8 protein-coding genes and 1 pseudogene are annotated in these 11,417 nt (G+C 73.5%); 7 read left to right on the top strand and 2 right to left on the bottom strand.

All coding sequences use genetic code 11. From position 1 onward, the window contains the following. Positions 1-1,096 (bottom strand): annotated as a pseudogene (locus AB0M46_RS49650) (hypothetical protein); the annotation flags it as partial. Between the two features lie 227 nt (positions 1,097-1,323). Here AB0M46_RS49650 and AB0M46_RS49645 point away from each other — a divergent pair. The 4 genes from AB0M46_RS49645 to AB0M46_RS49630 all read left to right on the top strand — a co-directional run bounded on the left by AB0M46_RS49645 (position 1,324) and on the right by AB0M46_RS49630 (position 6,287). Further along, positions 1,324-2,841: a dynamin family protein gene (locus tag AB0M46_RS49645; protein ID WP_363348447.1), complete on the top strand. Its 1,518-nt coding sequence runs from the start codon at positions 1,324-1,326 to the stop codon at positions 2,839-2,841. A 73-nt stretch (positions 2,842-2,914) separates the two neighbouring features. Further along, positions 2,915-3,664, top strand: coding sequence for a nucleotide exchange factor GrpE (grpE, locus tag AB0M46_RS49640; protein WP_363348445.1), 750 nt, complete (start codon positions 2,915-2,917; stop codon positions 3,662-3,664). Continuing rightward, positions 3,661-5,583: a dynamin family protein gene (locus AB0M46_RS49635; RefSeq protein ID WP_363348443.1), complete on the top strand. Its 1,923-nt coding sequence runs from the start codon at positions 3,661-3,663 to the stop codon at positions 5,581-5,583. The genes grpE and AB0M46_RS49635 overlap by 4 nt, the downstream gene beginning before the upstream one ends. Positions 5,584-5,597: 14 nt before the next feature. Beyond that, positions 5,598-6,287, top strand: coding sequence for a hypothetical protein (locus AB0M46_RS49630; protein ID WP_363348441.1), 690 nt, complete (start codon positions 5,598-5,600; stop codon positions 6,285-6,287). A gap of 64 nt (positions 6,288-6,351) precedes the next feature. On the opposite strand, the gene AB0M46_RS49625 is transcribed toward AB0M46_RS49630, so the two are convergent. Then, the gene (locus AB0M46_RS49625; RefSeq protein ID WP_363348439.1) at positions 6,352-7,800 is read right to left on the bottom strand and encodes an Hsp70 family protein; all 1,449 of its coding nucleotides are present in this window, start codon (positions 7,798-7,800) and stop codon (positions 6,352-6,354) included. Positions 7,801-7,904: 104 nt separating this feature from the next. On the opposite strand from AB0M46_RS49625, the gene AB0M46_RS49620 reads away from it, so the two are divergent. The 3 genes from AB0M46_RS49620 to AB0M46_RS49610 form a co-directional block, all read left to right on the top strand. Continuing rightward, positions 7,905-8,672 (top strand): glycerophosphodiester phosphodiesterase family protein, encoded by a 768-nt coding sequence (locus tag AB0M46_RS49620; protein ID WP_363348437.1) that lies wholly within the window; start codon positions 7,905-7,907, stop codon positions 8,670-8,672. A 19-nt stretch (positions 8,673-8,691) separates the two neighbouring features. Then, a complete protein-coding gene (locus AB0M46_RS49615) occupies positions 8,692-10,035 on the top strand; it encodes an MFS transporter (RefSeq protein ID WP_363348435.1) in 1,344 nt (447 codons plus the stop codon). 10 nt (positions 10,036-10,045) lie between these two features. Then, the coding region (locus AB0M46_RS49610; protein WP_363348433.1) for a BTAD domain-containing putative transcriptional regulator at positions 10,046-11,417 on the top strand (1,372 nt) is incomplete at its 3' end.

Here is an 11,417-nt window from a genome sequence, read left to right as displayed (position 1 = left end):
GGCGGGAGGTGGATGGCGTGGCTTCGGTGTTTGAGCGTGAGTTGTTGTCGGCGGCGTTGTTGGGGTGGTCGGCGGTGACCGCGACCTGGTAGGCCTCGGCGGCGGCGCCGGCCGCGGCGAGGTGCCGGGCGGCCTCGCGGGGCGGGACGAGGGTGGCGAGGCGGCGGTGCAGCGCGGCGCGCTCGGCGGCGTCGAGCAGGCCGGCGGCGACCTCCGCGGTGTACGGGGAGACGGGCGCGGCGACGCCGTCGGCGAGCTCGACCAGGCCGGTCTCGACGAGCTCGGTGAGGCCCTCGCCGAGGACGGTGGCGGTGACCGGGCGGCCGAGCAGGCCCAGGGCGGCCATGGCGGTGCGGGCCGGGCGGGTCAGGTCCGCCAGCGCGCCGGCGACGGCGTAGGCGAGGCCCTTGTCGAAGGTGTCGGTCAGTCCCCCGCCCTGGGCGACGTGCTTGGCGAGGGCGCTCACGGCGAGGGGCACGCCGCCGGCGCGGCGCACCACGTCGGCGACGACGGCGGCGGACGCGGACGGGGCGAGCTGGCGCACGAGAGCGGAGGCGGCCTCGGCCGGCATGGGCGGCATGGACAGCCACGCGGTCGCGGCGGCGCGCAGGGCCCGCTCGGCGTCGCCCGGGAGGCGGTGCGGTGTGCGCAGTGTGACGACTATCCGACAGTGTTCGGCGATGGCCGGGAGCGCGGCGATCGTCAGCGGGTCAGCCCACTGGAGGTCGTCGAGGAGTAGCAGGCCGTGACGGACGCGGGAGCGGACCGCCTCCGCGAGCAGCGGCGCCTCGTGTGACGGCAGTCGCACCCGCACCGCCCGCGACAGGGGCAGGGCCGGCACGCCGCGCAGCATCGCCAGCGCGCCACCGCTGAACACCGGCCCGCGGAAGGACTCCCCGAGGCGCTTCAGCACGCCCGTGCGGCCCGTGCCGGGCGCCCCCGCGATGACCACCAGACCGGGGTTACGCAGGGCGTCCGCCGCCGCGGCGACCAGGTCGGCCGGCGGCCACGCCGCGGCAGGAACACTGGCCCGGCCGACCACCGCCGACTCGGCCGCCAAGGCGGCGGCAGGCTCATCAGTCGGTGCCTCAGGCACGGGTCGCCTCCATTCCTGGCACGAACATGGGATCCTGCGCGCGCAGGATATTCGTAATGTGTGTGCCGTACGTGCGTGACATGACGGTACTGATTGCACCCAGGAGCGAATAATGAGCGAGGTCCACCCCTTGGACACCCGAGGGTACGTCGGCATTGTGGCTGAACCCACCGGCCTCGCGCAGTCGGTGATCAGTCTGTGCGCGCCGGCGAAGCGGAGCTGACCCCGTGGCTCCAGGACCGCTGAGCTCCCGCGTGGCCGACCTGTGCGGCGAGGTCGGCAACCGCCTCGGCGGCGCCGCCCAGGCCCAGGTCGTCGACGTGCGGCGGCGTCTCGGCGAGCCGCTGCGGGTCGCGATCGCCGGCCGGCTCAAGTCCGGCAAGTCGACCCTGGTCAACGCCCTCATCGGCCGGCGGGTCGCGCCGACCGAGGTCGGCGAGTGCACGCGCATCGTCACCCAGTTCCGGTATGGCACCTCCGACCGCGTCGACGTGGTCAAGCGCAACGGCGCCCGGGTCAGCCTGCCGCTGGACGAGGCCGGCATGATCCCGCAGCGGCTCGGCGTGCCCCGCCACGAGGTCGCCTACGTCGACGTCACCCTGACCAGCGACCACCTGCGCGACCTGACCGTCGTGGACACCCCCGGGCTTTCCTCGGCGAACACGTCCGTGTCCGACCAGGCCCGCCGGTTTCTGTTCTCCGAGGCGCCGATCGACGACGACCTCGACTCCGACTCCGCCGGGGCCCTGTCCGGCGCCGAGGCGATCATCTACGTGTTCACCCAGTCGGTCCGCGACGACGACGTGCAGGCCCTGGAGGCCTTCCGGTCGATCTCGGCCCGGCTGTCGAGCAACCCGATCAACTCCCTGGGGCTGTTCAACAAGGTCGACAAGCTCGCCGGCGGCGGGCAGGACCCGTGGCCGATCGTCGCGCCGCTGGCGACCGACCAGTCGAAGGTGCTGCGCCGGGTCGTCTCCGACGTCGTGCCCGTCGTCGGGCTGCTCGCCGAGACCACCGAGGCGGGGCGGCTCACCGCCGCCGACTGCGAGGCCCTGCGCCAGCTCGCCGCCCTGCCCCAGGGCGAGCGGACCGTGCTGCTGGCCTCCGTCGACCTGTTCACCTCCCGCGAGTGCGCCATCACCCGCGAGTCCCGGGAACGGCTCCTGCGGCTGCTGGACCTCTACGGCATCAGCTTCGCCATCGCCCAGCTCGTCGCCAAGCCCACCCTGGCCACCGGCGAACTCGTCCGGATGCTGTTCCAGGCCTCCGGGTTCCCGCGGCTGCGCCAGACCCTCGACCACGCCTTCCGGTGGCGCACCGACGCCATCAAGGCCGGCTGGGCCCTGTCGAGCCTGGAGAAGATCGCCAGCCACGCCGAACGGCCCCACGACCGGGAACTGCTCCGCGACGCCATCGAGCGGGTCCTGCAGCAGCCCGAGTCGCACCGGCTGCGGCTGCTGGAGGTCGCCCAGCTCGTCACCACCGGCGCCGTCGACCTGCCCGACCAGATGGAAGGCGAACTGACCCGCCTCGCGCTGTCCAACGACCCCGGCTGGATCCTCAACCTCGGCGGCGCCGACCGCGACCAGATGGTCCGCGCCGCGCTGGACGCCGCGACCCGCTGGCGCGCCTACGCCGTCGCCGGGGCCAGCCCGTCGCAGTCCCGGGTCGCGCTCGTCGCCCACCGCGGGTTCTACCTGCTGTCCCAGCGCATCCGCGGCGGAGGACCCGGCAATGCCCGCTAGCCGCAGCAACTCCTTCACCACCGACGCCATGAGCCCAGCCAATAGCCGAGGCCCCCACCCCCAGGAGCCGAAGATGTCCTCCAACAGCCTGCGCCTCGTCGCGGTCGCCGTCGCACTGTTCATCGCGGTGCTCACCGGCGCGGCCGTCGGCCTGATCGGCGGCGCCCCGAACTGTCCCGGCGGGACGGTCACGGTCCACGCGCCCGCCGCGAACCCGTCGAACGGCACGCCCCGCGAGGCGCCGGCCGGCGGCGAGGCCGGCGAGAAGGTCCAGGTTCTCCCGTGCCTCGCCCAGGAGTCCTTCGGCGTCAAGCCGGCCCTGGTGGCGTTCGCCGGCACCCTGCTCGTCGGCGCCGCGCTGCTGCTGTTGCTGCTGCTGGTCTCCCGCGGCCGCGGCGCGGCCGGCACCGCGCCGGTCTCCGCGCCCCCGGCCCGTGGCGGCGGGCAGTCCGACGCCGACCGGCGGACCCTCGTGCAGGCCGCCATCTACGTGCGGGACCGGGTCACGAGCAAGGCCCTCGGCGACCGGCTCGGCGCCGCCCTGCACGAGGCCGGCGTCACCACCCTCGAACCGGCCGGGGTGCGGTTCGACCCGGCCCACCACGAGGCCGGCGGCACCACCCCGACCAACGACCCCGGCCTCAACGGGCAGATCTCCGGTGTCGAGGTCCCCGGCTACGTCGACCGCGACGGGCGGGTCCTGCGGGCCCCAATCGTCACCGTCTTCCAGACCGCCCGCGCCGCCGGCGGCGGCACCGGCCAGTTCCCCACCGTCGCCCAGCCCACCAACGCCCAGCAGCCGCGCAGAGAGCAGCCACGATGACCTCGACCTCCAACCCGCCCGCCGGGCAGCAGGCGGCGAAGAAGCCCGCCGATATGACCGCCGCCCTGGGCAAGCTGCTCAAGGCCGGCGTCGACGGCAGCCTCGCCTACCTGCGCAAGATCGACCCGGACGCGGCCGCCGACATCGACCAGGAGCGCCGCCGCGACGTGCAGCGGCCCCGCATCGTCGTGGTCGGCGAGACCAAGCGCGGCAAGAGCTCACTGACCAACATGCTCATCGGCGTGCCGAACCTGTCCCCGGTCGACGCGGCCGTGGCCACCGCCTCCTACCTCGAGTTCATGCACAACCCGCAGCACGGCGCCCGCGCCTACATCCCCGGCCGGGAGGACCCGGTGCCGCTGGGCCTGGGCGACCTGCGCGACTGGGGCACCGTGCTGGGCCGGCTACCCGACGGGATGCGGCCCCCGCGGCGCATCGAGGTACACCACTCGGCGCCGCTGCTGCAGTACCTCACGCTCATCGACACCCCCGGCACCGGCGGCCTGGACTCGATGCACGCCGAGGTGGCCATGGACGCGGTGGAGAAGGCCACCGCGCTGCTGTTCGTCGTCGACTCCTCCAGCCCGTTCTCCAAGCCGGAGATGAACTTCCTCATCGAGGCCAGCAAGAAGGTCAACTTCGTGCTGTTCGCGCTGACGAAGGTCGACGCCTACCCGGGCTGGCGGACCATTCTCGCCGACAACAAGGGCCAGCTGCAGACCCACGCGCCCCGCTTCGCCTCGGCGCCGTGGTTCCCGGTGTCGGCGCGGCTGGCGGAGCTGGCGATGCAGATGCCGAAGGAGTCGGCCGGGGAGCTCATCCGCGAGTCACGCATCGCCGACCTGCAGCACGCCCTGATCGACCTGGCGTCCAAGGGCCACCTGCTGCAGCAGGCCAACGTGCTGCGCTCGGTGCGCTCCGAGTACATCCGCGTCGACCAGGAGCTCGGCGACCGGATGAAGGCCACCGACCCCGACCCGGCCGACGCGGAACGGGCCAAGGAGGAGCGGACCCAGGTCGCCACCCGCAAGCGGACCGAGTCCCGGCAGTGGTCCCTGGCCCTGTCGACCGAGACCCAGCGGGCCCGGGTCGAGGCCACCACGCGGCTGCGCAACTACATCACGCAGCTGCAGGAACAGTTCATGGAGAAGATCGACAAGGGCGGCCGCAGCGACATCCAGGACCTGCCCGCCGACCTCGACAAGGCGCTGTACGCGTTGAGCGTGCGGCTGTCGCACGACCTCGAGTTCCGCTTCCGCAAGGTCGGCGAGCGGGTCCTGGCGCAGGTGTTCCACCCCAACGAGCTGCAGCACGTGCTGCGCGGGCTCAACGCCCGGCTGCGCCACGCCCTGGGCACCAAGCCGCGCCGCGAGCAGAGCGGCGAAGGGGCCATGGTCGTCATGTCCTCGGCCGGTATGGCGATGATGGCCAGCCGCATCCCCGGCATGATCGGCGGCGCCGGCGCGCTCGGCGCGGTCGGCCTGGCCGGCGCCGGGCTCGTCCTGCCCGTCGTCGGGGTCGGCCTCGGCCTCGCCGCCGGCGCCTACATGATCTTCAAGCGCAAGAGCATGGCGGACAAGGCCCAGGCCCGCGCCTGGCTGCGGGAGGTCCTCGGCGAGGCCCGGGCCGCGCTGTCCGACGAGATCATGCACCGGTTCACCGACCTGCAGTACGCGCTGACCCTGGCGCTGGACGAGGCGATCGAGCGGCGGCTCAAGCAGCTCGACGCCCACATCGCGAACATCGACAAGTCGCTGGCGGAGGACAAGGCCGAGCGGGCCAAGCGCAAGGCGGCGCTCAACACCGAACGGGAGGGCCTGCGCTCCCGCATCAAACAGGTCGACGAGGTGCTGGTGCGCATCCGCGCGCTCACGCCGAACGCGCCTGGCGATGCGGGCGAAGCGCTGGCCGAGGCGTAGGGGGTTTTTGACCGATGGACGGGCACTGGGACTGGTCGGAGGGCGGCGACGACGCCGACACCGCGGACCTCGGCGGCGACACCGGGCACGACCTGCACGGTGACTTCGGCGGCGAGGACTACGGCGCCGACTTCGGGCACCACGACTTCGGCGGCGAGGACCACCACCTCGGCGGCGGGGACGACCTGCACGCCCAGCACGGCGGCGACCTCGACGAGTCGCTGGGCACCGAGCACGCCACCGCGGAGTACGACCAGGCCCTGCACGGCACCGGCGGCGGGGAGCACGGCGAGCCGGGCTACGACGAGGACCACAGCCCGGCCGGCCATCACCCCGACGTCCAGGACGGCCACGACGCCGCCGGCGAGCAGCACGAGGCCGGGTTCGGCACCGACCCCGACGTGCACGCGGCCGGCGACGACCCGGCCTGGCACGAGCCGCAGTTCCCGCAGCAGCTGGACCTGCAGGACCCGCCCGAGCCCGTCGACGGGTTCCCGTGGAGCGACGCCGACGTCCTCGGCGGCCCCGACCACTCCCTGTCCGCCGCGTTCGACCCCGCCGTCGTCGACCACGCCGCCGAACCGTCCGGCCTGGCCGACTACGCCGGGCTCGACGTGCCGCCCGGCACCGACCCGTGGAGCCTGCTGCTCGGCTCCGAGGACCCGGCCACCAGCAGCCTGGCCACCTTCTGGGCGCCCCAGTAAGAGCACAAAGCGCGGCGGCGGTACCTCACTGAGGTACCGCCGCCGCGTTTTGTTGTTGGAAGCGTCAGTTGAGGGCGATGGCGAGCAGGACCACGAACAGCACCGCCACCACGACCAGGACCACCACGATCACGGCGATCCAGCTGCGCTCGGAGGTGTCGCCCTGATGCACCGGCGCCTGCCGGGCCGCCTGCGGCGGGAACGGCCCGGGCCGCTGCGGCTGGACCACCGGCGGCGCGACCGGCCGCTGCGGCTGCACCACGGGGGGACGCTGCACGACCGGCTGCGGCTGGACCACCGGCGGGCGCTGTACCACCGGCTGGACCGGTCGGGGCGGGCCGACCGGCGGGCGCTGCACCGCCGGGGACACCGGCATCCCGGACATCGGCACCGCCGACACCGGCGGCGGGGCCACCTGCCGCGGCGTGCCCGACGTGCGGTTCGGGGCGACCGCCGCGCCGATGCACAGCGCTCCCTCGACCACCACGGTCTCCGGCTGCTCCAGCGTCGTCGGCGCCACCCCCAGCTCGGAGTGGATCAGGTGCGCGGCGAGGGGGATGCGGGACGAGCCGCCGACGAGGAAGATGCCGACCAAATCCTTCGGCTGCAGCCGGGCCTGGTCGACCGCCCGGCTCAGGCACTGCACCGTCCGCTCCAGGTGCGGCTTGACGAGGCTCTCGAGCTCCTCGCGGGTCAGGTGCGCGTCGATCTCCATCGACGGTATGTGGATGTCCGTCGACGACGTCCGCGACAGCATCTCCTTCGCCCCGCGCACGTCCTCGTACAGCATCCGCCGCAGCCGCCGGTCCGAGGCGTCCGTCGGGTTGGCCAGGCTCGCCCACTTCTCCGGGTGGCTCTCCTGGTACGTCTTGCCGAGGTGCTCGATGATGGCGTGGTCGAAGTCGAGGCCGCCGACGTCGGGCAGGCCCTCCTCGGCGAGGACCTCGAACCCGGACTGGGTGCGCCGGACCACGGTCGCGTCGAAGGTGCCGCCGCCGAGGTCGTAGATGGCCAGCGACCGGCCGACGGGGACCGCGGAGCCCAGCACGGCCGTGAAGTACGACGCCGCCCCGACCGGCTCGGCGATCAGCCGCGGGGTGCCCAGGCCGGACAGGCGGGCCGCCTCGACCAGCAGCGACCGGCGCCGCTCCCCCCACCGCGCCGGGTGCGTCATGCGCACCTCTTCCGGCGCCGCGCCCAGCTGCCGGCGGGCCTCCGTGTTCACCAGCGACAGCACCTGCGCGAACAGCTGCGGCACGGGCATCGGGTGGTCGCCGATGAACACCTCGCCGTCGTCGATGCGCCGCTTCGGGTTCGGCTCGAACCGGGCCGGGTCGAGCCGGGCGTTGCGCTCGGCGTCCCGGCCGACCAGGACCTTCCCGTCGGTGTTGAAGTACAGCGAAGAGGGCAGCAGGGGGGAACCGTCGAACAGCAGCGGTCGCATCCGCGTGTCCGGCGTGCGGACCATCGCGACCGTGTTCGACGTGCCGAAGTCGATGCCGAGCACGCGCATGTGCGTCACCCTACCTTTGCCGTTCCGCGCTCTGCGTCGGCCGTCAAGCCTGCCGTAACCCGCCGTTGCGCAAAGTTGACCGAAGATCGCTGCATACTGGCCGCGTGAGACAGCAAGGGGTGCCCTACCTCGACGCGTCAGGACCGCTGGGCTTCGCCCACCGCGGCGGGGCGTCGGCCGGTGACGAGAACACGACAGCGGCGTTCGCCCGTGCGGCCGACCTCGGGTACAGGTACATCGAGACCGACACGCACGCCACCGCCGACGGGGTCGCGGTCGTGTTCCACGATGACACGCTGGAGCGGCTGTTGGGGCGCCCGGGTCGGATGATCGACTTACGGTGGGCGGACCTGCGGACCGAACGCGTGGGCGGCGCCGCCGTCGTGCCGCGCCTCGACGAGGTCCTCGACGCCTACCCGGACATCAGGTTCAACATCGACGCGAAGACCGACCACGCGGCACAGCCGACGGTGGACGTCGTCGAGCGGGTCAAGGCGCACGAGCGGGTCCTGCTCGCCTCGTTCTCCTCCGCCCGGCTCGCCCGGATGCGCCGCGCCGCCGGGCCCGCCGTGGCCACCTCCATGGGCATGCGCGAGGTCGCCGGGCTCTGGGCCGCCTACCAGATCGGGCGCCGGTACACGCCGGCGCAGACCGTCGTCGCCGTGCAGATTCCCCCGCGGTACGGCCGGATCCGCCTCGCCACGAAACAGTTCGTCGACTACTGCCACCGGGCCGGGCTGCACGTGCACCTGTGGACCATCGACGACCCGCAGGAGATCGCCTACTTCCTCGACCTCGGCGTAGATGGCATCATGACCGATCACATCGAGGTGCTCCGCGACGTCTACCTGGCCCGCGGCATCTGGTCCTGACACGCCAGAAAGGTCGACTGTGCAGTCAACGCGCCGGGAACGGGTCGGCTGGTACTTCTACGACTGGGCCAACTCGGCGTTCCAGACCACCGTCATCACCGTCTTCCTCGGCCCGTACCTGACCTCGATCGCCGAGAAGGCGGCCGGCTGCGACGGCGACGCCTGCGACACCGCCGTCATCCACCCCCTCGGCCTGTCCATCGCCCCCGGCGCCCTGTTCCCGTACACGGTGTCGCTGTCGGTGTTCCTCACCGTCTTCGCCCTGCCGGTCGCCGGGGCGATCGCCGACCGGTCGGCGCACAAGAAGCAGCTGCTGGCCCTGTTCGCCTACATCGGCGCCGCGGCCACCACCGCGATGCTGTTCCTCACCGGCGACCGGTACCTGCTCGGCGCCGGGCTGTTCCTCGTCGCGAACATCGCCTTCGGCGCCTCCATCGTCGTCTACAACTCGTTCCTGCCGCAGATCGCCGACGAGGAGGACCGCGACCGGGTCTCCAGCTTCGGGTGGGCGTGGGGGTACCTCGGCGGCGGCACGCTGCTGCTGCTCAACGTGGCGGCGGTGCTGTCGAAGGACGCGCTGGGGATGAGCACCGGCGAGGTGGCCCGCTACAGCCTCGTCTCGGCCGGGCTGTGGTGGGCCGGGTTCACCACCATCCCGCTGCTGGCGCTGCGCAACCGGCCCCCGCAGGCCGAGGCCCTCACCGGCGGCGGCAACGCGCTCACCGACGGGTTCCGGCAGCTGTGGCACACGCTGCGCGGCCTCAAGGCCTACCCGCTGACGCTGTTCTTCCTCGCCGCCTACCTCATCTACAACGACGGCATCCAGACCGTCATCTCCCTGGCCAGCCAGTACGGCACCAAGGAGCTCAAGCTCGACGACAGCGTCCTGGTCCCGACGATCCTCATGGTGCAGTTCCTCGCCTTCGCCGGCGCCCTGCTGCTCGGAAGGCTCGCCCGGGCCATCGGCGCGTGGAAGACCATCCTGGTCAGCCTCGTGCTGTGGACCCTCGTCATCGTCGTGGCGTTCTTCCTGCCGGCCAAGCAGGCGGTGCCGTTCGTGATCCTCGGCGGTGCCATCGGCCTGGTTCTCGGCGGCAGCCAGGCCCTGTCCCGCTCGCTGTTCTCCCAGCTCATCCCGAAGGGCAAGGAAGGCGAGTACTTCGGCATCTACGAGATCTCCGACAAGGGCACCAGCTGGCTCGGGCCGCTGCTGTTCGGCCTCGCCTACGACCTGACCCGCAGCTACCGGATCGCGATCGTCTCCCTGCTGGTGTTCTTCGTCGCCGGCTTCGTGATGCTGGCGATGGTGCCGATCCGGCGGGCCATCGAGCAGGCCGGCAACACCCCGCCCGCCCGCCTGTAGGTTCGTCGCCGTGCGTTTCGGGCTGCTCGGGCCGCTCGCGGTCGACGTCGCCGGGCGCCGCCTGGAGATCTCGGCGGCCCGCGACCGGGTCGTGCTCGCCATGCTGCTGCTCGAACCCAACCGGGTCGTCACCCTGGCCCGGCTCATCGACGCCGTCTGGGGCGACGCCACCCCGGTCACCGCCCGCGCCCAGTTGCACACCTGCGTCTCCCGGCTGCGCCGGCACCTGCCCGGCCTCATCCACACCGACACCGCCGGGTACCGCGCCGCCGTCGCCGCCGACGACCTCGACACCCTGCGCTTCGACCGGCTCACCGCCGCCGGCCGGGCCGCGATCGCCGCCGGCGACCTCACCGGCGCCCGGGCGCGGCTGCGCGACGCCCTCGGCCTGTGGCGCGGCCCCGCCCTCGTCGACATCGACAGCCCCGGCGTCCAGGCCGCCGCCGTCGCCCTCCAGGAGCGCCACCACGCGGCCCTTGAGGACTGCATCGACGTCGAACTGCGGCTGGGCCTGCAGGCCGAGCTCATCAGCCGGCTCACCGCCCTCGCCGAGCAGCACCCGCTGCGGGAACGCCTGCACGGGCAGCTCATGACGGCCCTCGCCCGGGTCGGGCGCAGCGCCGACGCCGTCGCCGTCTACCGGCGCCTCGCCACGACCCTCGACGAGCAGCTCGGCCTCGCCCCCGGCGCCGAGGTGCAGCAGGTGTACCGCGAACTGCTGCGCCCGCAGCCCGCCGCCCCCACAACCCGGCGCGCGGCGGCGGGCCCGTCGTCGCCGTGGACGCTGCCCCGCGACGTCGCCGACTTCTCCGGCCGCGACGACGTCGTGGCCCGGCTCGTCGCCGCGGCCGCCGACCCGGCCGTGCTCACGGTCGACGGCATGGCCGGGGTCGGCAAGACCACCGTCGCCGTGCACGTCGCCCACCTCGTCGCCGACCGCTACCCCGACGGGCGGCTCCTCATCGACCTGCGCGCCCACGGCGAACGGCCCCCGCTCAGCCCGCACAGCGCCGCCGAGATCCTGCTGCGCCACCTCGGCCTCGACCCGGCCGGCATCCCCCAGGACCCGGCCGAACGCTTCGCCCGCTGGCGCGGCGAGCTCGCCGACCGGCGCCTGCTCGTCATCCTCGACAACGCCGCCGACCCCGCCCAGATCGCGCCGCTGCTGCCCGCCCCCGGCGGCGCCAGCCTCGTCGTCGTCACCAGCCGGCGGCGGCTGGCAACGGCGGCAACCGGCGACGGCATCTCCCTCGACGTGCTCGGCCCCGGCGACGCCGCCCGGTTCGTCGCCGCGGTCGTGGGGGGGGGGGCCGGGGCCGCCCCCGCCGCCCCCGCCCGCGGGGTCGCGCGCGGCGGCGGGGGGGCCCGCGCCCACGGCCGCG

The sequence above is a fragment of the Dactylosporangium sp. NPDC051485 genome (assembly GCF_040682015.1).
GTDB lineage: Bacteria > Actinomycetota > Actinomycetes > Mycobacteriales > Micromonosporaceae > Dactylosporangium.
This window is presented reverse-complemented; position numbering and strand designations above follow the sequence as displayed.

What these genes read in the sequence shown, in the direction of transcription:
- grpE (WP_363348445.1), top strand. Translation starts at nt 2,915, where the DNA reads ATGTCCTCCAACAGCCTGCGCCTCGTCGCGGTCGCCGTCGCACTGTTC.
- AB0M46_RS49635 (WP_363348443.1), top strand. Translation starts at nt 3,661, where the DNA reads ATGACCTCGACCTCCAACCCGCCCGCCGGGCAGCAGGCGGCGAAGAAG.
- AB0M46_RS49630 (WP_363348441.1), top strand. Translation starts at nt 5,598, where the DNA reads ATGGACGGGCACTGGGACTGGTCGGAGGGCGGCGACGACGCCGACACC.
- AB0M46_RS49625 (WP_363348439.1), bottom strand. Translation starts at nt 7,800, where the DNA reads ATGCGCGTGCTCGGCATCGACTTCGGCACGTCGAACACGGTCGCGATG.